We start from the raw sequence: 21,057 nt of genomic DNA, 5'->3' as shown, positions 1-21,057 counted from the left end.
AATCCTTACGTTGTAAAGTTTACAATGCATAGATATGTTGTTAAGGCGCGTCAAGGAGCCTGATGCGATGACGAAACCCTATCATCATGGAGAGTTGAGAGAGGCCTTGATTCAGGCGGCCCTTCATGTGCTGGAATGTGACGGACCGGCGGCCTTGTCCTTGCGCGGCCTTGCACGCACTGTCGGGGTCAGTTCCATGGCACCCTATCACCATTTTGCCGACCGCTCCGCCCTCTTGGCGGCGGTGGCGACAGAGGGGTTTGTTCGGCTTCAGGCAAGCAAACAACTTATCCAAGCGTCGCAAACCGATGTGCGCCTGGCTTTGGCGTCTGGGGGGGCCAATTATGTGCGATTCATCCTCGATCATCCCAATCTCTATCGCCTGATGCGAAGTCCAGATTTTGCAGACCGTGCGCTTTACCCAGACCTGCATCGCGCCGCTGCAGGTCCCGCTCGAACCCTGATTGAGCTGATGACCCGCTTGATCGGAGAGCGCGGGCTTCAGTCTCCCAGTCCAAACCAAGGTGCCCAGCTTTTATGGGGTCTGAGCCACGGAATCGGCACTCTGGCACTCGATGGCCAGCTACCGCCTGATGGTGCGCCAGACCTTGCTTATGAGGGCAGTCTTGCCATGGTGGATGGCTGGATTGCGCGCCACAGCGGCTAAGTCCTTGTCTATCATTGTGTGCCTGACTGCACTCAATGTCTGTTTAAGCTGCTATTTGAGATTAATAGATGAGCTTGTTTTTGAAACGCAGGGTGGATCCTCGTCATGATCAAAATAGTGATCGACCGCACAAAGAAAGTGGTTCGGCCAAGCGCCATTGACATGACAGCATTTTTGGTCGGCGCGCTGGCAGGAATTGTTGGTGTGCTTTTGTTGGGTAAGTGACTTTTGTGCGAGCAGAGCGCTTTGCGCCTGTGTCTTTGGAGGGCGCTTGCTCTGCGCGCCCCACTTATTCCCGCTTCAAAATATTATCGACGATCCAGCTCCAAGCTGCTTGCGGCTTATAGCGAGCTTTAAGATCGTCGCGGTCATATTCGGTGGTAAGCCAGGTCCAGAAATCGATGCGGCCCGTGGCCTCGATCTTGGCCCATTCATCCCAGAAGAAATCCAAAATGCCGGTTTTAGCGGCGCTGATGTGCAGATATTTGAAGCTCAATTGCTTGCGAGCTTCGGCCAGCGGCACACCTTCGATTTGATACAGATAAAACACGCTCATCGTGCCGGCCCGATCAGCGCCAGACTTACAGTGCATCACCGCGGGATACTCCATCGTGTCAAAGGCCTTTTTGGCTTCGATCAAACGCTCAGCATAAGGCGCGCCACGGCTCTCACTGTGCAGAAATACCAGATTGAGCCCCAATTTCTCGCAAGCCTCTTTTTCCAAAACGGTAAAGCTTGCGTCGGTATCGCCGCGCAGATTGACGATGGTTTTGATGCCTTGGGCTTTCCAATCGGCCAATTGCTCAGGACTTGGCTGGTTTGACCGCCACATACGGGGGCTGATCTGATATTTGTTCTGAAAGCGCGCGCGCAAAAAGGCATGGTCATTCCACCAATAGTCGCGCTCGGCGGCTTTGCGGCGTTCAGGCGTGGTCAGATCAAACTTGGGCACAGGTGAGATTTCCTTAGACGGACCCGCATCTAGGCGGGCCTGGAGGTTCCTGCAAGCCTTGGCTGTGGCGCCCATGCACTCGCGTTTGCGCGCAAGCCTCGCTATGGAGCCCCATCATGAGCAAAAAACTCTCGCGCGCTTTCTTTCGTTCTTCGCCCGTCCAATGGGGATTTGCCTTGTTTTTGGCCGCCTGGATGATCCTTGTGCGGGTCACCACACGCTGGACTTACATCGGACGGGACTTGGCCGAACCGGTCTGGCAATCGGGTAAAGGCGTGGTGTGGTGCTATTGGCATTCGCGCATCATGGGGGCGCATTCGATCTGGCCGCGTAATGTCCAGCCGATGTTGATGTTGATATCCTTATCCCCCGATGGACAATTTGTGGCCCGAGCGGCTGAATTGGTCGGCCGCCAAGTTGTACGTGGATCGTCCTCGAAGAAGAAGGCTGATGGCGAGACGGAGGATAAGGGGGCCTTACAAGCGTTCCGCCAGATGTTGTCTCATGCCGTAAAGGGAGGGTGCGTCGGGGTCACGCCTGATGGTCCGCGTGGGCCGCGCATGCGCGCTCAAATGGGGGCGGTGCGGGTTGCCAAAATGGCAAAAGTACCTTTGTTGCCCTCTGCCTTTGCCGTTAAGGGGGCAGCCTATGCCAAAAGCTGGGACCGCTTCCATCTTCCCCCCTTATTCTCGCGCGGCGTGATTGTGTTTGGTGCGCCGATCCATATTCCCCCCAAAGCCGATGAAGCGGCGTTGGAACAGGTGCGCCTTGCGCTTGAAACCGCTTTGACCGCGGCCATGCAGGAGGCCGATCGCTTGGTGGGTGGGCCGGTGATTGAACCTGGCCCTGTTGCTAAGGCTCACCCGGCAGACGAGGTGCCTGCGTGAGCGGATCCTTGCCTTTTGCCCTTAGGCTTTATCGGATGGGGATGGGCGTTTTCGAACGCTTTCTTCCCGGCGTCCTGCAGCGCCGTGCAGCGCGTGGCAAGGAAGACCCCGCTAGGCTCAACGAGCGTCTCGGTACTGCTCCGATTACCCGCCCAAGCGGTCGGTTGGTGTGGATCCATGGGGCCAGTGTGGGGGAAAGTCTGGTTGGCTTTGGGTTGGCAGAGAAGCTTCGCGAGGCCGATCCTAACCTTATCTTCCTGTTTACCAGCGGCACACGTACATCGGCAGACCTGATGACCAAACGTCTTTCTGCGCCCGATTTACACCGCTATATCCCGGTCGATACCCCCGCAGCGGCAGTGGCTTTCGTTACAGGCTGGCGGCCTGATCTGGCGGTATTTGTGGAGGGCGAAATATGGCCCAATCTGCTGCTGGCAACCAAAGCGGCCCATATCCCACTGGCTTTGGTCAATGCTCGCATGACCCGTCGGTCGATTGAGGGTTGGGCCGGGCGGATGCGCACAGCGCGCCATCTCTTCTCCCTATTTGACCTGGCCATGTCTGCTGACCAACGGACTGCTGGAGCGCTTAGCCTGTTCCGAGACGGCCCGATCAATACGATTGGCAATCTCAAATTGGCGGTCACTCCGCCTCGAATCGAGCCTGGTAAGATCAGTGCCCTTAAGCATCAGATTGGAGAGCGTCCTGTTTGGTTGGCTGCCTCGACCCATGCCGGCGAGGATGAGGTGCTGATTGCCGCCCATACCGCCTTACGATTGGGTGCGCCAGACGCGTTATTGATCTTGGCTCCGCGTCATCCTGAGCGCTCGATGGACGTAGAAATTGCATGTCGTAAGCAGGGCCTTGTGCCGGTCAAGCGTTCAAGTGGCCAAGTGCCAGACCCAAGCACGCCAATCTGGCTGTGGGATACATTAGGCGAGCTGGGTTTGGCCATGAAACTGGCACCTGTGACCTTTGTGGCGGGCAGTTTGCAGCCGGGCATTGGCGGGCATAATCCCGTAGAGCCCGTGCAATTGAGCTCGGCTGTCATCAGTGGGAGCTTTGTGGAAAACTTCCGGGATCTTTATCAGGCGCTGGAGGACCATGATGGGGCCATCATTGTGGATGATCACAGTTCCGACCGCATTGCCTTGGCAGTTGCAGGCCTCCTAGGTGATCCGGATCGGCGCGATGCTCTGACCCGCCAGGCAGGGGAGGTGATCGCGGAAGGGGCAAGTGCGATGGCCGATACAGTTACTGGCCTTTTGGCCTTGCTGGGCAGGCAAAACTAATGCGTGCGCCTGCCTTCTGGACCATCCGGCATGGCCGTGATTCTGCACCAATTCTGCGCCTGTTGCTCAGCCCATTCGGCGCGCTCTATGGGGCAAGTGTGGCCCGCAGACTCGCCCGCGCCCAGCCTTTGGCCTTGGCCGTGCCTGTCGTCTGCCTGGGAAATCTGACAGCTGGGGGCACCGGCAAGACCCCGCTGGCCCAGACATTGCGGGGTGTGTTGCAAGATGTGCTTTCAGGGCCGGTGGGCATTGTGTCGCGCGGCTATGGCGGGCGTCTTGAAGGGCCGGTGGCTGTTGATCCAGCTCTGCATGACGCCGCCGATGTTGGCGATGAGCCCTTGATGCTTTCCCACGACGGGCCTGTTTTCATTGGGCGAGACCGGGGCAGTGCCGGCAAGCTGGCGGTCACGGCTGGTATGGCTGGCCTCATTCTCGATGATGGTCACCAGAACCCAAGTCTGGCCAAGACAATCAGTCTGGTCGTGGTTGATGGGCAGACTGGCTTTGGCAACGGCCATCTCATCCCGGCGGGGCCGCTCAGAGAGACCCCGGCCAATGGCCTCAAACGGGCCGACGCTTTGATTGTGGTGGGGCGTCTCAGTGAAGACACGGCGGAGGATATCGTTGGCTTCTCAGGGCCTGTGTTTCATGCGTTTCTCGAACCAGAACCCATAGAGATTTCAGGACCGGTTCTTGGCTTTTGCGGCATCGGGCGGCCTGAGAAATTTGATGCGACGTTACGCGCTCTTGGTCTCGATGTGGTTGATCTTTATCCCTTCCCTGACCACCATATGTATCGCGCTGATGAGTTGGCCCGTTTGGCCAAAACCGCACAAGCCTGTGGCGCGCGGCTTGTGACCACCCGCAAGGATTGGGTCCGGCTGCCACCCGATTTTGCTGCGCAAGTTACGGTGGTCGACATCAAGGCCCGCTTGACCGACGTCAGTGCCTTTACCACGTGGGTGCGTGGCAAACTCGACAGTTTTTCCACTGGCCAGTAGGATTTTCCAATTAGGATTTCGCCATGACAGCAGGCCGTCGCCAGTCTCTTTTCAAACGGGTGGAATCCTGGGCGTTTCACGCCTATTGGAACCGGATTAGCGCCATGTCGCTGGATGAGGCTTCCAATGCCGGTGCCCGTTTTGCCCGGACCCTTGGCCCCATCACCAGTGCGCACAAGACCGCGCGCTATAATATGCGATTGGCCTTTCCCCGCATCACGCCCCAGGAAGAGCGCGAAATGCTCGACGCCATGTGGGACAATCTGGGCCGCGTGGTGGGAGAGTTCCCTCATCTGGCGTCCATGGGTCTGTTTACCCCTGAAAGTCGGGCGGACTTCGACGGACTGGATATTCTCGACCGCTATGTCGGCACCGGACAAGCTGGTGTGTTCATCTCAGGCCATTTCGCCAATTGGGAAGTCATGCCTGCGGCCATTGTGCGGCGCGGGGTGGATTGCCGGGTGACCTATCGCCCGGCCAATAATATCTGGGTGGACGACACGATTGTGCAGGCGCGTGCCGATTATGGTGTGCGGCTCTTTGCGCCCAAAGGCCCCTCAGGCGGGGTTAGTCTCATGCGCATTCTGGCTAAAGGTGGCTCTGTGGCCATGATGAACGACCAGAAATATGAAACCGGGGTCGAAGCCCCTTTCTTTGGCCATATGTGCAAGACTGCCGACGGCCCATCGCGTCTGGCTTACCGTTTTAAGGCACCCTTGCAGACCATGACCGTCAAACGGTTGGGTGGGGTTAAGTTCAAGGTTGAGGTTCAAGAGCCCATGATGATGGACTTTGACGCCTCGGTAGATGATGCAGTCCATGCCTCAGTGCTGCGGATTAATCGCTTTATGGAAGAGACTATCCTGAAAGCCCCCGAACAATGGTTTTGGGTTCACGCGCGCTGGCCAAAAAAGGCTTGGATGGATGCGGGGGTCATGGATTAGGCCAAGATGGCCTTGGACAATAGTGCCAAGCAGCCTATGTTGGACCCATGAATGCGCTTGAAGCCATGGCTTATCGGGCAGGCAATGCCGCCAAACTGGCCTTTTATGGGGCCCATTACGGCCTGACTCGCGCGATTTCAGCCCCGTTTGACCGTCCCGGTGAAGCGCCATTCGCCTCTGATAAACCCAAGCCCGACTTAACGCGTCTCCGGTTGGCGTTCCGGGCTGCCTTTGACCAGGATTTTGCCCATATCCGCGCTGGTCTCTATCGGCCACCTGCGATCGGCCCGCAACTTGCCCAGGTCCGCAAAAGTCGCGCCTATCTGGCCGATGTCCGGGAGTTGGATCGCCGCCGTCTTGCGGGCAAAGGGGTGGAGGTGCGCGAGCAGGGACTGGGGCAGGGGTATCCGGCCTATTTTCGCCAGAACTTTCATTGGCAGACCGATGGCTGGTTGAGTGATGCCAGCGCTGATTTGTATGATTTTCAGGTTGAGACCATTTTTACCGGCTCCGCTGGGGCGATGCGGCGGGCTACCGCACTGGCCTTGCTTGCCCGCAGTCTGAGGGGGCTTGATCAGCGCACAGTGACCTGTGTTGAAATTGCCTGTGGAACAGGTCAGTTCGGCGCGGAAATCATGCGCAATTTCCCGCGCTTGTCTTTGACATGCCTCGATATGTCTCCAGCCTATGCGGCCAAGGCCCGGCACGCGCTTGCCCCCTATCGCAATGCCAAAGCCATCAGTGCCGCTGCAGAAGCCACGCCTTTTGGTGACACCACAATAGACCGGATTGTCTGCATCTATTTGTTCCACGAACTGCCCCCACGGGTTCGTAAAGCCGTGGTGGCCGAGGCTGCACGCATCCTGAAGCCCGGCGGCATGTTCATTTTGGCTGATGCGCTGCAAACCGGGGATGACCCCAATTTAGACAGGCTATTGGATGCTTTTCCGGCAGGCTTCCATGAGCCCTTTTTCACGTCTTGGCTCTCCACCGATATGGTCGCCATGATGGCCGAAGCGGGCTTGCATCCTACTGACCAAGCCCGCGCCTTCCTCACCAAGGCCTGGACATTTGTGAAGTCGGGTTGATGCCCAACTTTGGTCTGTGTGACCCAAGGTCGCGCGATAGAGTGGTGACGGCTTGGCTCTAACAGCCTATGAAGGTTCAACAGGCGGATACCAACCGAAAGGGCAACCAGAGTGGGTGTGGTCAATTTCATCACGGACATCTGGGACACGCTGGCCGTCTCATCGGCCATGGTTGCAGTCACGGTCATCGTGCATTTCGTCGGTTTGGCCACTTTGATGTTGCTGATCCGGCAGCGCCAACCCCTGACCAATCCCAGCGCGCCACATTTTTCGATCCGGGTTCTGGCGATCCTGTTTGTCGTTTTTGGCCTGTTCGCCATCCACACGGTGGAGATTTGGCTTTATGCCATGGTTTATCATTTCGGCTTGAACGCTTTTCAAGATTTCGAGACGGCTCTTTATTTTTCCACAGTCACCTTTGTGTCGCTGGGCTATGGCGATGTGATCCTGCCGCGTGATTGGCGTCTGGTTGGGGCGATCGAAGCGGCCAATGGTGTCATTCTGTTGGGCTGGTCGACCGCGTTTCTGATCACCGTCATTGGCCGCTTGCGGTCACTGGAACATGAATGGCTCGACCCCCGCTTCGATAAGGGGGATCGTTCTTAAGTTTGCCGGTGTGGGTTCACAAAGATTGCTTCAACCTCGGTTTCAAAGAGCGCAGCCATTTTGAATGCGAGATCGAGCGAGGGGTCATGTTGGTCGGCCTCGATCGCGATGATTGCCTGACGTGAGACCCCCAAAGCCTGCCCAAGATCGGCTTGGGTAAGACCCCTGGCAGTTCGTAAAGCACGGACATTGTTGATCATTTGGCTGGCTTGCGCGCAAAGGGGGCCACAAGGCCAAAACAGGCCCAGAACAGGGGATAAATCATCCAGCCAGGGACATGGGCGGCCCCGGCATAGCTTTCCGCAAAACCCCATGCCGAGAAAAGGGCCATGGCGACGCCGGAAGCCAAGATGAATTGCCGCGCCAAAAAAGCCCCGATGAATTCGTCACTGTCGCGGATCATCACCAGTGTGGCCCAAATCTGCCCGGCAATCGGTAGGCTCACCATGAATGACACAAGCCAGCGGGCGGGGGGAGGCAAACCGTCCATGGTGCCGGCAATCGCAACAATATTGATCAGGACATAGATGCCCATGAACATGAAGGTTCGTGTGATATAGGTCTTGGCTTGGGGTGTCTGTTCCACGACTTTGTCCTCCACCATCGCAGTCCGTAATGTCAGGTAAACCTAACATCGGAAGAATGTCAGGTCAAGCTTACATCGCAGGTGGCTTGCATTTCTGGTCCAAGCGTCGCATTGCATCTGCACAAATTGCCCTCTACTCGGGGGCCAACATAGCAAAAGCGAGCCGACAGGTTCGCTGCTTCAGGGGCGCACGCACATATGTTTGACAAGATCCTGATTGCCAATCGCGGCGAGGTGGCCGTTCGTATCATCAAGACCTGCCGCCGCATGGGCGTGAAGACGGTGATTGTGTTTTCCGAGGCTGACCGCGATTCCATGGCGGTCGAAATGGCCGATGAGAAAGTGTTTATCGGCCCGGCTCCTGCGGCAGAATCCTATCTGGTGATCGACAAGATTATAGCCGCCGTCAAACAAACCGGGGCTCAAGCCGTTCATCCAGGTTTTGGCTTCTTGTCGGAAAAAGTGGAATTTGCCCAGCGTTGTGCCGATGAGGGCATCGTCTTCATTGGTCCTAATCCCCATGCCATCCATGCCATGGGCGACAAGATCGAAAGCAAGAAGACTGCGGCGGCCGCTGGCGTCTCCTGCGTGCCGGGCCATATTGGCGAAATTGCGGACACCGCCCATGCGGTCGCGATTTCTGAAGAGATTGGCTATCCGGTCATGATTAAGGCGTCGGCTGGCGGTGGCGGCAAGGGCATCCGCGTGGCCTATGACCGCAAGGACGTCGAAGAAGGCTTCCCGGCCGTGCGCGCAGAAGCCAAGAATGCCTTTGGCGATGACCGCATCTTTATCGAGAAATTCATTCTGGCCCCACGCCATATCGAAATCCAGGTCTTGGGCGACAAGCACGGCAATGTCGTCCATTTGTTCGAACGCGAGTGCTCGATCCAGCGGCGCAACCAAAAAGTCATTGAAGAGGCCCCAAGCCCGCTTCTCGACGAGGCAACCCGTGCGGCCATGGGGGCCCAAGCCGTCGCACTCGCCAAGGCTGTCGGGTATGACAGCGCTGGGACGGTGGAATTTGTCGCCTCCGGCAAGGACAAGAGCTTCTATTTTCTGGAAATGAACACCCGCCTGCAGGTGGAACACCCGGTTTCTGAGGCCATCACCGGGCTTGATCTGGTTGAGCAAATGCTGCGGGTGGCTGCAGGTGAGGCTTTGTCTTTCCAGCAGCAAGACCTCAAAATCAATGGCTGGGCCATTGAAAGCCGCATCTATGCCGAAGATCCTTATCGTAACTTCTTGCCCTCCATTGGTCGCTTGAAGCGCTATCTGCCGCCGGTTGAGGGTGATTTTGGCACCCATAAAGTGCGCAATGATGCCGGTGTGCGCGAGGGCGATGAGATTTCGATGTTCTATGACCCCATGATCTCAAAACTGGTCACCTGGGGTCCAGATCGCTTATCGGCCATTGATGCTCAGGCTGCCGCGCTTGATACGTTTTTGATCGAAGGCATTCAGGACAATATCCCGTTTCTAGCTGCGGTTATGGAAGAAAGCCGCTTCCGGTCCGGGGACATTACAACCGCCTATATCAAGGATGAGTTCCCAGACGGCTTCAAAGGCGCCCCTTTGACCGACAAAATCCAGCGCCTGATGGCAGGGGTCGGCGCGCTCGTCCATATGCGGAAACTGGCCCGTGATGGTGAAATCAGTGGCCGCATGACCCCGCATAAGCCGATCCGGAGCGACTGGGTCGTGCGCATTGAGGGCACCTATCACCCCCTCCATGTCGAGATCACGCCCGATGGCGCTCATGTCCGTTTTGAGAGCGGCGAGACCATTGAGATTAAGAGCGACTTCAAACCCGGTGACCGTTTGATTACGGGTACAGCCCACGCCCGCGGTGTATTCGAGGATGAGGGCTTTGCTGTTAAATTCAAAGATCGCGTCCAAGGCTATGAGTTCCAATATCGAGGGGCCAAAGCTGTTGTGATCGTGGCAACCCCGCGCGATGCAGAACTGCACGCCAAGCTGCCAGAAAAGGTCGCGGCCGATACCTCCCGTCTGATCATCTCCCCCATGCCGGGTTTGGTTGTGTCGATTGATGTGGTTGCCGGTCAGGAAGTCAAATCCGGCGAGGCCATCGCCATTGTCGAGGCCATGAAGATGCAAAACATCATTCGAGCCGAACGCGATGGCAAAGTGGCCAAAGTCCATGTCGGGGCAGGGGCGGCGGTAGCGGCTGATGAAATCCTCGTAGAACTGGCCTGAACCTATGTCAGGCCAGCCATGGCGTGGGGTCGGCTTCTTGCGCGATCAGCGCAAGTCCATGTGCGATGGACACGAATTGATCGCCCGTCTCGACTTTTGCAGCCCCAAAGCGGGTCTCGAACAGGGTTTTTACCGCCGGTACAAAGCTTGACCCGCCGGTCAGGAACACCCGGTCAATGCCACCCTCATCCAATCCCGCAGCCAATAGAGCCTCGCCAACACAGGCATCCAAGTCGGCCAGATCGGGCGCGATCCAGGCATCAAAATCAGCGCGTTTGACCTCAGCCTGTAAATGATGGCGGCCAAAGCTCAGGCGGAAGATCGCATCATCATGCTGGGACAGGCGTGTCTTAACCTGCCCAATGGCTTGGTAGAGGTGATAACTGGCCTCAGCGTCGAGAAAATCGAGGAAGGCTTGGACTTTTTGCGGCGACAGGGCCTGACGAGCCAGCTTTTGCAAGTCCTGGTAATCGCGCGTATGGCGCATGATCGACAATTGGTTCCATTGCGAAAATCGGCTGAAATAGGCCAATGGCAACGGCAACACTTTGCCGTCACTGGCATAATCAGAGCCTTTTCCAAACAAGGGGGAGACAACATGGTCGATGATACGTTGGTCAAAGCGGTCCCCGGCGATACCGATGCCGCGGTGGGCTAAGGCTTCTGCGTGGCGGCCTTTGGCGCTGTGGTGAAAGCGCAAAATGGAAAAATCACTCGTCCCGCCGCCAAAATCAGCGACCAGAATGGTGGCATCGCGTGTCAAACGCTGCGCAAAGAAAAAAGCCGCTGCCACAGGTTCATAAACATGGGCGATGTCATCGAAACCGGCTTGGGTTAGCGCGGCTTGATAGCGTGTGCGTGCTAGGTCTTCATCCGATCGGGAGCCGGCAAACTTCACGGGTCGGCCCACCAGTACGCGGCGCGGGAACGGGCTGTCGGCGCGCTCTGCCAGTCGGCGCAGAAAAGCCGCCAACAGGTCTTCAAACTTCCAATTGCGGTTCAAGATCACGGTGCTGGTGAAGAGGGGGCTGGCTGCAAAAGTCTTAAACGACTGAATGAAGCGACAATCTCCACCCAATTCCAAAAACCGATCAATCGCCCAAGGCCCTATTTCCATCATTGGCTTAGCGCGGTCATCTTCTTCATCCAACCAAAAGCACAAAACCGACCGACAGGCCTGAACCAAGGCCTGATCGTGGGCAAAGCCAATCGCACGACTTTTGCCCTGCCCATCGGGCAAGGTTGCAACACTGTTGGTTGTCCCGAAGTCGAGACCAAGGGTGGGGCGATGTGTCATGGGGGCGGTGGGCTTAACGGTCTGGCGGAGGGTTGTCTAGGGTCAAACGAGTCAGAGCTGATGGTGACAGGCACCTCCATCTCATCGCTGCAGGCTTTCTTGAGCCGACTTGTTGACAAAAGTTAGATATCTAATATTTTTTTCCAATGCGCCCTCTTTTTCATCCCATTCTGCACGCCGCACATTTGATCGAAGCGCAGCTACGCGATGCTTTGGCACCCATCGGGCTGCACCCAAGACAGGCACGTATGCTGATGGCAATTGCCGAAAATGGGCCGCTTAAGCAGGCCCAATTGGCGCTCGCCTTTGATTTGGCTCCCCCAACCGTGACGATCATGCTCACCCGATTGGCGCGTGATGGCCTGATCAACCGACACAGTGTGGCCGACCAAAAGCAGACCGCTATTGCCTTGACCGAAGCGGGGAGGGCTTTGATCCCTGAGATTGAGCGGGCTTGGATGCAGGTGGATCGGATGCTGTGCCACAGCATTGGAACCTCACAAGCTGAGGGCCTAAGCCAGACGGCCCGCAAGCTGCGTGACGCCCTTGGTGGCAAACCGCCCCACGCCAAATTGGGAGATGACGAATGCGGGTATTGACCAAACTATGCGCTTCTATGGCTTGTCTTGTCCTAATCAGCTGGACAAGCCAGGCCTTAGCCCAAGCCCCAGCTTCTAAAGCACATTATCCGATTGTCGGCACGGGTCAGGACCAATGTTACGGCGTGACGGGGGAGGTTATCCCTTGCCCGCTCCAAGGGCGGGCTTTGTCTGGGCAGAATGCCCAGCACCCCGGCAATCGGGCTTCCTACAAAGATCTCGGGGATGGCACTGTGCGCGACATGGTCACAGGCCTTGAGTGGGCAAAAGCCCCCAGCATCCCGCTGACATATGCCCAAAGCGCTGGCTATGCGCGGGCCAGCCGTCTGGGTGGCCATGATGATTGGCGGGTTCCAACCATTCGTGAGCTCTATTCTTTGATTGATTACCGGGGCAGCTATCGCGGCGATCCTGCAAACTCCCGGCCCTATATCGACACCTCCGTGTTCCAGTTTGCCTATGGCAAGGGATTGGGCTTGGGTGATGCTGCGGAAGGACAGCGCCCGATCGATGTGCAGGAGTGGAGCTCAACGCGCTATGTTGGGAAAACCATGGGTCGGGATGACACGGTCTTCGGCGTCAATTTTGCCGATGGCCGGATCAAGGGCTATCCTGTTATGGATCCAGCCAACCAAATGAGAACGCCGCACCGGCTTGGCGTTCGGCTGGTGCGTGGCAAGCCTTATGGCGGGAATGATTTTGCCGCTGCGGCCGACACAGTCCATGATCAAGCAACACAGCTCATGTGGCAGCGCCAAGATGATGCCACACCACGATCCTGGGCTGATGCCTTGGCCTATTGCGACGGGCTGACGCTGGCTGGACATCAGGATTGGCGATTACCCAATGCCAAGGAATTGCATTCCATCGTGGATTATGACCGCATTCCTGCCATCGACCCTGTTTTCAAGCTGAGCGATCCAAAAACCTATCTTTGGTCATCAACCACCCATTTAGAAGGCCCGCCTCCAGCCAGCGAGGCAGGGCGGGCTTTCCAACAAGCGGGGGAGCTGGCTGTCTATGCGGCAATTGGCCAAGCCCAAGGCTTTATGGAAACCCCGCCGGGTTCCGGGCATAGGCGTTGGCTGGATGTCCATGGGGCAGGAGCCATGCGCAGCGATCCCAAAACCGCTTTGCCCGGGCAATTCCCTCAGGGTTTTGGTCCACAAGGGGATGATATTCGCGGGCACCACCTTGCCATATGTGTGCGCGATGCCCGGTGAAATTAGCCCACGGAACTTGCCCGATCACGGCCTTGAACCTCAAACATCCAGCCGGGATATTCGGGCGGCAAGGCAGAGACTTTGTCGAGGGTTGCAAGCTCGTCCGCGCTTAAGCGCACCGAAACCGCACCAAGATTATCGCTCAATTGCTCCTCGGTCTTGGCCCCAATGATAACGCTGGTCACCCAAGGCCGATGCAGCAGCCACGCCAGCGCGACTTGTGCGACAGAAACCTGATGGGCCGCCGCAATGGGTTCCATCGCTTCAACGCAATCGAAAAGCCGTTCCTTATTGACAGGCGGGAAGTCAAAGCTGGCCCGGCGGGCATTATTGGGGCCTGCCTGATTGCGCTTGAATTTACCTGATAACAGACCCCCAGCCAGCGGACTCCACGGCAAGATGGCGAGTTTCTCGCTCATGGCCAGTGGTACGACCTCGCGTTCGAGATCGCGCGAGGCCAAGGTGTAATACATTTGCATGGATTCAAAACGGGCATAATTGTGCCGTTCAGCGATGCCATTGGCTTTGGCGGTTTCCCACGCAGCCCGGTTGCACAGGCCGATATAGCGGACACGGCCTGAGCGGACGATGTCATTGAGGCTATCCATCACTTCCTCAAGCGGGGTCAGCGGGTCATAGCCGTGGATCTGATAGAGGTCGACATGATCCATTTTCAGCCGCCGAAGACTGGCGTCGATGGCGTCGAACAGATGTTTGCGCGACAGACCCGAGATATTGCGCGTGGTTTGCCGACGCTTGGCCTCGGCCTCAGCATGTGGACTGGCATCAGGCGGCAACAGATCCTGAACCCGTCCATGGGCCTTGGTGGCAATGACAATCTCATCACGGCGCAGGCCTTTGTCGATCACAGCCTGGCCCAACATGTGTTCTGAGATACCATTGGCGTAAACATCGGCTGTATCAAAAAAATTGATACCCGCATCAAAGGCCTGGCGAACAAGATTGCTCGCAGTATCCTGATCCTGCCCGCCTATAGCTGACCAGATGCCACCGCTACCGCCAAAGGTCATGGTGCCCAGACACATCTCCGACACGACAAGACCAGTCCGGCCCAGAGTTTTGTATTTCATCGGCGCGCCTCCTCCAATTATTGTCTCGTTTCAAGGCAGGCTACACGCTGTGCTGCATCCTTGGCTATCCCTAAATGCGTGATGGCGATAAGGCCCGAGCATGGCAGAGACATTTGATGTGATTGTGGTGGGGGCAGGAGCGGCAGGCCTGATGGCGGCTGCGCGCGCCGGGCAACGTGGCCGAAAAGTGCTTCTGCTTGAGCATACCAGCACGGTCGGGGCGAAAATCCTGATTTCGGGCGGTGGGCGATGCAATTTCACCAATATGGAGATTAAGCCCGACCGCTTTATCTCGGCCAATCCCCATTTTGCGCGCTCGGCGCTTGCCCGTTACACCCAATATGATTTCATCGATTTGGTTAAATCCTATCATATTCCGTTTTATGAAAAGACCTTGGGGCAATTATTCTGCGAAGGGGCAGGGGCGGCGCGCCTCATCGTCGATATGTTGCTGGCTGAATGCACCAAAGGTGGGGTGACGATCGCAACCGATGTGCAGGTCCAGGAAGTGGCGCGGTCGGGCGAGAATTATGTCGTCACCACGCACGTGGGTCGGGCCATAGCACCAAGCCTCATCATCGCCACAGGCGGCCCGTCTATCCCGAAATTGGGCGCTACGGGCTTTGCCTATGAGATTGCCCGCCAGTTTGACCTAGCCGTGATAGAGCCCAAGCCTGCGCTTGTGCCCTTGGTGTTTGGGATCAAGGATATTGAATTGATGCGGCCTCTGGCAGGGGTGTCGCTTGAAGGGGTAGCGGCCAAAGGCAAGACAGCTTTTCGCGAAGGCATGGTCTTTACCCATCGGGGCCTATCTGGGCCTGCCATCCTTCAGATCAGTTCCTATTGGAATAAAGGCGAGAGCATCCATCTCAACCTCCTGCCCGATATCAAAGCCGATCAGTGGCTGATTGAGGCAAAGACCGCCCGCCCGCGCGCGCAGGCCGCAACCATCTTGGCCGAGCGTTTACCCCAGCGCTTAGCCCATGCCTTGGCCGACAAGGCGGGGCTGGACCGCCCCATGGCAGACCTGAAAGACGCACAACTGCGAAGCTTGTCTCAGACCCTGCACCATTGGGACCTGACGCCTGTGGGAGATGAGGGCTATGCCAAGGCCGAAGTGACCAAGGGCGGCATTGATACCGCCGCCCTCAATCAAAAGACGATGGAGGTGAAGGCGGTCCCGGGCCTCTATTTTATCGGCGAAGCCGTCGACGTCACGGGTTGGCTTGGTGGCTATAATTTCCAATGGGCTTGGTCGAGTGGGGTGGCAGCAGGCGAGGCGGTCTAAGCGCTGCCCTTCACCATCGCCCTTAAGCCGCCACTTGTTAGGGCTGCCACATCGAGAAGGGCCGCTGGCAACATCACATCGGGCGGGGCACAGAGATAGAGCGGTTTCCAAGTGGGATTGAACTTGTCCTTAAAGCGGCGAAGCCCGCGGAAGCCATAAACCGCCTCGCCCTCTTCGAACACGATGGCCCCAAGCCGCGCCAATAGGGGCGCACCTTTAAAGTCCTGCAAGCCAGACAGCGGTGCCATGGCCAGATCGAAGCGTTGATAGCCGTTTGCTTGAGCCCATAAGGCGATCTCAACAAACAGAAAATCCATCACCCCATTGGGGCCATCAGGACGATGGCGCATCAGGTCAATGGCGATTTCCTGCCCATCGGCAGTGGTCCATAGGCTGGCAAAGGCGACCATCTGGCCTTGGGGGTCGCGCACATAGGCCGTTGGGAAGCGGCTGAGATACGCCCGGTCAAACGACCCAAGGGAAAAGGTCTTTTCCCCGCCATGATGGGCTTTAAGCCATGCGGTTGAAATTGGCTCCATCTCATCAAGCAGGGCAGGGGTTTGAGCGGCTTGAGCAAGATTGAATACCATGCCCTCACGCTGCAGGCGGTTGCGCGCTGTGCGCAGGTTCTGGGCGGCTTTGCCGCTGAGAGAAAAGTCTGCCAGTTCAACGATTGCAGTCTCGCCAATCTTGCGCACGACATAGCCCGCTTCGGCAAAGTCGGGCACCACATCGCGTGAGATCGCGTAATAAATTGGCCTTGCCCCGGCTTGATCGGCAGCTTCACGCACCGAGGCGATTAACTCTTGGCGCTCGCCCGCTTGGCCAATCGGATCACCATAAATCACCCATCGATTGCCCCGGGGTCGATACATGACAAAGCTTCGGTTTGACCGGGAAAACACAAATTGCTTGTCGCCCAAAAATGCAAGATTGGCGTCCGCGCGGGCACTGTCGGCGTGAGCGAGGATGTCTTCAATCAGGGCAAGTTCTTCGGGCGCGCTCTTTCGGCGAAATTGCGCGCGCCAAGGTGTGAGAAGGGCTGCGACTGTGGCAAATAAAGTAATGACGGAGGCTGCAGTCAGTGCGCGCAGGCTGCGGGCAGCATCGGCATCGCGCACAAAATCCCACCACATCTCAGTTCTGAAGTCGACGTTTTGATGGGTGAACAGGGCTAACCACGCTGCAGCAGCAACTGCACCCAAAAGGGCTGCGATCCAGCCGGGCGATAATAAAGAGGGCCCCAAGGCTGATTTGCGTGTAAAGGCAGGCCCGCATGGCAATGTCAGCAGCAGGATGACTGTCAGAATGCTCGCTTCTTCCCAGTCGAGGCCTTTGGCAAGGGAGAAGACAATGCCCCCCGTCAGCAAGATGATGGCGGCCCCCCATGCAGCAGCAACTTTGCGCCAAAGCCCGGAGGCCACCAACAATAACAACACCCCTATGATGCTTGTGGCAAAGTGGGAGAGGTCTGAGATCGCGCGCAAGTCCCACGCATCAATGGCCTGCATGCGCGCGGCCATGGCTGGGGTGGCAACTGAAGCCAGTAGGACGAGCCCTGCGGCAAAGACGAGGGTTGCAAGGATGCGCGGGGATAGCTCCAGGGTTGCCTCGCCCAATGTAAGGCCAACGCGGGCACCGAGGCGTGCACCCAAGGTCGAGCTCAAGGTTGAACCCAATTTTCGGGCTGCCTCTGTCGCAGGCCGTGCTGCTGGAGTTGCATGGTCCAGCCCGAGGATGATGGTACCGATCACCAGTGGTACGAATGTGTAAAGAAGTCGATAGAGCACAAGTGCGACCGCCGCGCCGGGCGTATCCTGCGTGATGGGGGCAAAAGTGAGGATTGCGGCCTCAAAGATACCCAGTCCGCCGGGGCTACCTGACAACGCCCCCAGCAAGCCTGCCAGCACATAGACCGCCAGAAAGGCCGGAAAAGACCATCCCCCATGATCGGGCAGGAGCACATAGAGCACGGCTGCTGCACACACCCATTCCCCGGCAACCAAGAGCAGATGACGGGCAGCAGGCCCAAGTTCGGGACGGTGCACACTGGCCCCACCGATCTGCGCCCGCAATGGTCCTCGGCGGGCATAGATCAGCCACAACGTCCCGGGTATGCAGAGTAGCAGTCCAAGCCCATACCAGAACAGGCTCGACAAAGGGCCATGTGTGGCTACTTCTGGCGCAGCAACCAACAGGCCCAACCCCGCAATGCTGAGGCCCCCTATCTGGACACCAGAACCGGTCAGAAAGGATAATGCCCCAATTTCAGAAGGTTGTAGGCCCCATTTGCGGTAAAGCCGTTGCCGCGCGGTTCCAGCAGTCACCCATGAATAGCCTAGACTATTGGCCAAGGCATACGTGGCAATACTGGCCCGCGCTGTCCGCGCGCGCGGCAGACTTTTGCCCAGCAAGTTCAAAACAAAGCGGTCATTAGCTGCTAAAGCAAGATAGGAAAGCCCCACACAGGCCAGCGCCACCAAGAGCGTCCACGGACTAACCTGATTTAAAACGCGCGTGAGGTCCTGCACGCTGTGGTGCGTCATTTCCGTGTGGATGAGCCAGAGCGCCAGGCCAAATATGATCAGGCTGAAGCCTGCGGTCGCCAAAGGATGGGTGAGGCCACCGCGCAGGCGGGCCCAACCGAGCGCCAGAGCGCTGAGCCAAACGGGTGACCGGGCGGTGTCATCACCCGGTTCCTCATGGATGTCGTCGTCAAAGCCGCTCACAATGGCTTATGGTGCCTGCATCCGGGCATGCTGGCAATCAGGCGCGGTGTCGATCACGTGCCAGAAGGCCTTAATTCAACATCTGGCCACACCTGGGGCGTCAGCGAACCAAACGCTTTAGGCGGCGATGTCGCGCACCCTGGCCTTGAACAAATCCCGCGCAAGTCCTTTGCCGAAAATCGCTAAAGCGCGGCCTTTAGCAAATTCCCGAACGGCAGCAACGCGGGCAAAGCCTTTGAAGGCGGCCAATGTCTCACTTACCGCCTCAGGCGGATGGGTGATAATCACCGCATCATAGGCCTGCAACCGAGAAGGGGCGATTGGATTGGTTAGTCCATCTGGCGCCCACAGAATGCGGATGGAGTCCGCACAGCGGGTTGCCTCATGATTGAGTTCAAAATGCACGCCCGGAAACTGCCGGGCGAGCAGTGCGACATGAGCCCCGGCATCTTTGGCCATCACTTCGATGACATCAGCACAAGACAGGTCGAGGGTGGTGTGGACCCGTTGCAACAGGGCCCATGATGCGCGTTGTGCGCGGCGTTGTGCCATTTGGCTTTCAGATTCAAGTTGTTGTTTTTCTTCTGCACGCGCCACAAGCGTCTCCTAAATGATCCTTGCAGTGTGAATCGCGTTGGTAAACGAGACGTTTAGCGCTGGAAAAATTGCAGCAGGCAGATGGAATTATCCACCAGTGCCGACCGTTTTCCTGCAAGGCTGGACCTGACTCATGACCCGGTCTAGCCTGTTGTCATGAAAGCCGACGAGATCAATCAATTCCTCAAGCAGGCCTTTTCAGGCGGTCAACCGCCCGTGGTTGAGGCTGCAGATGGTCAAACGGCGCGCTGCCGTATTGCCTATCACCCCCACCAGATCCGCCCCGGCGGTACCTTATCCGGGCCGACTATGATGGCCTTGGCGGATACAGCCGCCTATGCATTGGTCTTGTCAGCCATTGGGTTTCAACCGCTCGCGGTGACCACCAATTTGTCAATTCACTTCATGCGCAAACCAAAACCGAAAGATCTGATCGCTGATGTGCGCATGATGAAGCTGGGCAAAAGCTTGGCGGTGATGGATGTGGCTATCCATTCAGACGGGGAGGAGGATTTGGTGGCCCATTCTGTGGTGACTTATTCAATCCCGCCTCAATCCCATGGTGAACAAACGGGGGCAGCGTGACGCGACAGCAAACATTTGGGCTGATCTGCCTGTCAGGCTTTTTGGCGGTTGCCATCGGGGCCTTTGGCGCACACGGTGTGAGTGATCCCAAGGCCAAGGCTTGGATTGTCACGGGCAGCAGCCAGCATATGGCGCATACACTGGCCATGTTCGCAGCCATCTGGCTGCAGGATCAGGGCTATCGACGTGCCAAGCAGGCCGTCCTGCTCTTTGGGGTGGGTATTTGTCTGTTTGCTGGGTCGCTTTATGCGCTGGCCTTAGGTGCACCGCGATTGATTGCGATGGCAGCCCCGATGGGCGGGCTGAGCCTTCTGGCAGGCTGGTTGGTCCTGGCTTTTGCCTGCTTAAGCCACAAGGATACGACCGATGCCTGATGATGTTTGCCGGATCGATTGGTCTCGGTTTGGGCTATCAGAGCCCGAGATGCTGCCGGTTAATGGCATTGATATGGCGGTATGGGATAGCCATACGCCCAGCCAATGTCCGCCCCTTGTTCTGTGTCATGGTTATCCGGAACTGGCATTTTCCTGGCGGCACCAACTGACTGGCCTTCCCAAGGCCGGGCTGCGGGCTATTGCCCCTGATCTGCGTGGCTATGGCCTGACATCGGCACCTGATGCCATCGAGGCCTATGATCTGGCGACGCTGACAGGTGATCTGGCTGCTTTGCTGGATGCCAAGGGCATCGAAAGGGCTGTGTTTTGCGGCCATGACTGGGGCGGGCTCATCGTATGGGCCATGGCGACACGGCGGCCAGACCGCGTCGCCGGGGTCATTGGGGTCAATACACCTTATACCAAGCGCCCACCGATTGACCCAATCGCGCTTTATGAACGGCGCTTCGGTCCGGATCATTACATCATTTTCTTCCAAAAGCCCGGTGCCATGGAAGCCATTCTTGAAGCCGACATTGACAAGACTTTCCGCTTCTACATGCGCCGCTCGACTGTCTCGCCGGTGGAGTTTGATGCCCGCCCTCAGGACAAGCGCAACCATGCCTTCCAGCTGGCTCTGCAAAGCTTTGGCAAGACCAAGGCAGCCAACCCGCTCTTGAACCCTGAAGAGCATGCTGTTTATGTCGATACCTTCACACGGACCGGGTTTCGCGGTGGTCTTAATTGGTATCGCAACTTTACCCGCAATTGGCTCGACAGTGCTGATATTGCCGATCTTGTGCTCCAGCCCAGCCTGATGATCATGGCTGAAAATGATGTTGTGCTGCCGCCTTCAGCGGCCGATGGCATGGAAAAATATGTCCCCAATCTCGATAAAGTGCTGATCGCGGGCTGCGGCCATTGGACCCAGCAAGAAAAACCCGAAGAGACCAATCAGGCGATCATCACATGGATGAAGGCCCGCTTCGGCTGACCGAAGCGTGGTTGCCGCTTGACCTTGGCTTGCCTTGCGT

The 21,057-nt window shown here is 57.4% G+C and carries 21 protein-coding genes; 14 read left to right on the top strand and 7 right to left on the bottom strand.

Annotated elements, in window-relative coordinates:
• Window positions 1-67: 67 nt before the first annotated feature.
• Window positions 68-667, top strand: a complete 600-nt coding sequence (locus PbB2_RS05480; protein WP_192576182.1) for a TetR/AcrR family transcriptional regulator — start codon at window positions 68-70, stop codon at window positions 665-667.
• Window positions 668-956: 289 nt separating this feature from the next.
• Here PbB2_RS05480 and PbB2_RS05475 read toward each other — a convergent pair whose 3' ends face one another.
• Window positions 957-1,694 carry a protein tyrosine phosphatase family protein gene (locus tag PbB2_RS05475; protein ID WP_108984260.1) on the bottom strand — a complete coding sequence of 246 codons (738 nt, stop codon included), beginning with the start codon at window positions 1,692-1,694 and terminating at the stop codon, window positions 957-959.
• 41 nt (window positions 1,695-1,735) lie between these two features.
• Between PbB2_RS05475 and PbB2_RS05470 the strand changes: the two genes are divergently transcribed.
• The 6 genes from PbB2_RS05470 to PbB2_RS05445 all read left to right on the top strand — a co-directional run bounded on the left by PbB2_RS05470 (window position 1,736) and on the right by PbB2_RS05445 (window position 7,437).
• The gene (locus PbB2_RS05470) at window positions 1,736-2,506 is read left to right on the top strand and encodes a lysophospholipid acyltransferase family protein (protein ID WP_108984259.1); all 771 of its coding nucleotides are present in this window, start codon (window positions 1,736-1,738) and stop codon (window positions 2,504-2,506) included.
• Complete coding sequence (locus PbB2_RS05465) at window positions 2,503-3,798, top strand: 3-deoxy-D-manno-octulosonic acid transferase (protein ID WP_133245728.1); 1,296 nt, start codon at window positions 2,503-2,505, stop codon at window positions 3,796-3,798. The genes PbB2_RS05470 and PbB2_RS05465 overlap by 4 nt, the downstream gene beginning before the upstream one ends.
• Complete coding sequence (gene lpxK, locus PbB2_RS05460) at window positions 3,798-4,799, top strand: tetraacyldisaccharide 4'-kinase (protein WP_108984257.1); 1,002 nt, start codon at window positions 3,798-3,800, stop codon at window positions 4,797-4,799. Before PbB2_RS05465 ends, lpxK begins: the two co-directional genes overlap by 1 nt.
• A gap of 23 nt (window positions 4,800-4,822) precedes the next feature.
• Entirely contained in the window at window positions 4,823-5,743 is a 921-nt protein-coding gene (locus tag PbB2_RS05455) for a lysophospholipid acyltransferase family protein (protein WP_108984256.1), read from the top strand.
• 47 nt (window positions 5,744-5,790) lie between these two features.
• A complete protein-coding gene (locus PbB2_RS05450) occupies window positions 5,791-6,831 on the top strand; it encodes a class I SAM-dependent methyltransferase (RefSeq protein ID WP_108984255.1) in 1,041 nt (346 codons plus the stop codon).
• Window positions 6,832-6,942: 111 nt separating this feature from the next.
• Window positions 6,943-7,437: an ion channel gene (locus tag PbB2_RS05445; RefSeq protein WP_238164866.1), complete on the top strand. Its 495-nt coding sequence runs from the start codon at window positions 6,943-6,945 to the stop codon at window positions 7,435-7,437.
• Here the strand turns inward: PbB2_RS05445 and PbB2_RS05440 are convergent.
• Both PbB2_RS05440 and PbB2_RS05435 read right to left on the bottom strand, forming a co-directional pair.
• A complete protein-coding gene (locus PbB2_RS05440; RefSeq protein WP_108984254.1) occupies window positions 7,434-7,637 on the bottom strand; it encodes a helix-turn-helix transcriptional regulator in 204 nt (67 codons plus the stop codon). The genes PbB2_RS05445 and PbB2_RS05440 overlap by 4 nt on opposite strands.
• Complete coding sequence (locus tag PbB2_RS05435; RefSeq protein WP_238164865.1) at window positions 7,634-8,023, bottom strand: hypothetical protein; 390 nt, start codon at window positions 8,021-8,023, stop codon at window positions 7,634-7,636. Before PbB2_RS05435 ends, PbB2_RS05440 begins: the two co-directional genes overlap by 4 nt.
• A gap of 198 nt (window positions 8,024-8,221) precedes the next feature.
• Between PbB2_RS05435 and PbB2_RS05430 the strand changes: the two genes are divergently transcribed.
• Window positions 8,222-10,240, top strand: coding sequence for an acetyl-CoA carboxylase biotin carboxylase subunit (locus PbB2_RS05430; RefSeq protein WP_108984252.1), 2,019 nt, complete (start codon window positions 8,222-8,224; stop codon window positions 10,238-10,240).
• Window positions 10,241-10,247: 7 nt separating this feature from the next.
• Here the strand turns inward: PbB2_RS05430 and PbB2_RS05425 are convergent, their stop codons facing one another.
• Window positions 10,248-11,537, bottom strand: coding sequence for an Hsp70 family protein (locus PbB2_RS05425; protein WP_108984251.1), 1,290 nt, complete (start codon window positions 11,535-11,537; stop codon window positions 10,248-10,250).
• Window positions 11,538-11,683: 146 nt separating this feature from the next.
• Between PbB2_RS05425 and PbB2_RS05420 the strand changes: the two genes are divergently transcribed.
• Together PbB2_RS05420 and PbB2_RS05415 are read left to right on the top strand one after the other, a co-directional pair.
• Window positions 11,684-12,136 (top strand): MarR family winged helix-turn-helix transcriptional regulator, encoded by a 453-nt coding sequence (locus PbB2_RS05420; RefSeq protein ID WP_108984250.1) that lies wholly within the window; start codon window positions 11,684-11,686, stop codon window positions 12,134-12,136.
• Between the two features lie 17 nt (window positions 12,137-12,153).
• Window positions 12,154-13,359 carry an Lcl C-terminal domain-containing protein gene (locus PbB2_RS05415; RefSeq protein WP_108984249.1) on the top strand — a complete coding sequence of 402 codons (1,206 nt, stop codon included), beginning with the start codon at window positions 12,154-12,156 and terminating at the stop codon, window positions 13,357-13,359.
• A gap of 2 nt (window positions 13,360-13,361) precedes the next feature.
• Here the strand turns inward: PbB2_RS05415 and PbB2_RS05410 are convergent, their stop codons facing one another.
• Window positions 13,362-14,450: an aldo/keto reductase gene (locus PbB2_RS05410; RefSeq protein ID WP_108984248.1), complete on the bottom strand. Its 1,089-nt coding sequence runs from the start codon at window positions 14,448-14,450 to the stop codon at window positions 13,362-13,364.
• A gap of 100 nt (window positions 14,451-14,550) precedes the next feature.
• On the opposite strand from PbB2_RS05410, the gene PbB2_RS05405 reads away from it, so the two are divergent.
• Window positions 14,551-15,738, top strand: a complete 1,188-nt coding sequence (locus PbB2_RS05405; RefSeq protein WP_108984247.1) for a BaiN/RdsA family NAD(P)/FAD-dependent oxidoreductase — start codon at window positions 14,551-14,553, stop codon at window positions 15,736-15,738.
• Here the strand turns inward: PbB2_RS05405 and mprF are convergent.
• Together mprF and PbB2_RS05395 are read right to left on the bottom strand one after the other, a co-directional pair.
• A complete protein-coding gene (mprF, locus tag PbB2_RS05400) occupies window positions 15,735-18,467 on the bottom strand; it encodes a bifunctional lysylphosphatidylglycerol flippase/synthetase MprF (protein WP_192576181.1) in 2,733 nt (910 codons plus the stop codon). The two genes, PbB2_RS05405 and mprF, sit on opposite strands and share 4 nt — an antisense overlap.
• 117 nt (window positions 18,468-18,584) lie before the next feature.
• Window positions 18,585-19,019 carry a hypothetical protein gene (locus PbB2_RS05395; RefSeq protein ID WP_133245727.1) on the bottom strand — a complete coding sequence of 145 codons (435 nt, stop codon included), beginning with the start codon at window positions 19,017-19,019 and terminating at the stop codon, window positions 18,585-18,587.
• A 201-nt stretch (window positions 19,020-19,220) separates the two neighbouring features.
• On the opposite strand from PbB2_RS05395, the gene PbB2_RS05390 reads away from it, so the two are divergent.
• From PbB2_RS05390 to PbB2_RS05380, 3 genes are read left to right on the top strand one after another with little or no spacing between them, the layout of a single operon-like run.
• Entirely contained in the window at window positions 19,221-19,649 is a 429-nt protein-coding gene (locus PbB2_RS05390) for a PaaI family thioesterase (RefSeq protein WP_108984244.1), read from the top strand.
• Window positions 19,646-20,023, top strand: a complete 378-nt coding sequence (locus PbB2_RS05385) for a DUF423 domain-containing protein (RefSeq protein WP_238164864.1) — start codon at window positions 19,646-19,648, stop codon at window positions 20,021-20,023. Before PbB2_RS05390 ends, PbB2_RS05385 begins: the two co-directional genes overlap by 4 nt.
• Window positions 20,016-21,017 carry an alpha/beta fold hydrolase gene (locus PbB2_RS05380; protein ID WP_305790444.1) on the top strand — a complete coding sequence of 334 codons (1,002 nt, stop codon included), beginning with the start codon at window positions 20,016-20,018 and terminating at the stop codon, window positions 21,015-21,017. Before PbB2_RS05385 ends, PbB2_RS05380 begins: the two co-directional genes overlap by 8 nt.
• Window positions 21,018-21,057 lie beyond the last annotated feature (40 nt).

This window comes from Candidatus Phycosocius bacilliformis, assembly GCF_003112735.1.
Taxonomy (GTDB): domain Bacteria; phylum Pseudomonadota; class Alphaproteobacteria; order Caulobacterales; family Aquidulcibacteraceae; genus Aquidulcibacter; species Aquidulcibacter bacilliformis.
This window is presented reverse-complemented; position numbering and strand designations above follow the sequence as displayed.

What these genes read in the sequence shown, in the direction of transcription:
- PbB2_RS05480 (WP_192576182.1), top strand. Translation starts at nt 68, where the DNA reads ATGACGAAACCCTATCATCATGGAGAGTTGAGAGAGGCCTTGATTCAG.
- PbB2_RS05475 (WP_108984260.1), bottom strand. Translation starts at nt 1,694, where the DNA reads ATGGGCGCCACAGCCAAGGCTTGCAGGAACCTCCAGGCCCGCCTAGAT.
- PbB2_RS05470 (WP_108984259.1), top strand. Translation starts at nt 1,736, where the DNA reads ATGAGCAAAAAACTCTCGCGCGCTTTCTTTCGTTCTTCGCCCGTCCAA.
- lpxK (WP_108984257.1), top strand. Translation starts at nt 3,798, where the DNA reads ATGCGTGCGCCTGCCTTCTGGACCATCCGGCATGGCCGTGATTCTGCA.
- PbB2_RS05455 (WP_108984256.1), top strand. Translation starts at nt 4,823, where the DNA reads ATGACAGCAGGCCGTCGCCAGTCTCTTTTCAAACGGGTGGAATCCTGG.
- PbB2_RS05450 (WP_108984255.1), top strand. Translation starts at nt 5,791, where the DNA reads ATGAATGCGCTTGAAGCCATGGCTTATCGGGCAGGCAATGCCGCCAAA.
- PbB2_RS05440 (WP_108984254.1), bottom strand. Translation starts at nt 7,637, where the DNA reads ATGATCAACAATGTCCGTGCTTTACGAACTGCCAGGGGTCTTACCCAA.
- PbB2_RS05430 (WP_108984252.1), top strand. Translation starts at nt 8,222, where the DNA reads ATGTTTGACAAGATCCTGATTGCCAATCGCGGCGAGGTGGCCGTTCGT.
- PbB2_RS05425 (WP_108984251.1), bottom strand. Translation starts at nt 11,537, where the DNA reads ATGACACATCGCCCCACCCTTGGTCTCGACTTCGGGACAACCAACAGT.
- PbB2_RS05420 (WP_108984250.1), top strand. Translation starts at nt 11,684, where the DNA reads ATGCGCCCTCTTTTTCATCCCATTCTGCACGCCGCACATTTGATCGAA.
- PbB2_RS05415 (WP_108984249.1), top strand. Translation starts at nt 12,154, where the DNA reads ATGGCTTGTCTTGTCCTAATCAGCTGGACAAGCCAGGCCTTAGCCCAA.
- PbB2_RS05410 (WP_108984248.1), bottom strand. Translation starts at nt 14,450, where the DNA reads ATGAAATACAAAACTCTGGGCCGGACTGGTCTTGTCGTGTCGGAGATG.
- PbB2_RS05405 (WP_108984247.1), top strand. Translation starts at nt 14,551, where the DNA reads ATGGCAGAGACATTTGATGTGATTGTGGTGGGGGCAGGAGCGGCAGGC.
- PbB2_RS05395 (WP_133245727.1), bottom strand. Translation starts at nt 19,019, where the DNA reads ATGGCACAACGCCGCGCACAACGCGCATCATGGGCCCTGTTGCAACGG.
- PbB2_RS05390 (WP_108984244.1), top strand. Translation starts at nt 19,221, where the DNA reads ATGAAAGCCGACGAGATCAATCAATTCCTCAAGCAGGCCTTTTCAGGC.
- PbB2_RS05380 (WP_305790444.1), top strand. Translation starts at nt 20,016, where the DNA reads ATGCCTGATGATGTTTGCCGGATCGATTGGTCTCGGTTTGGGCTATCA.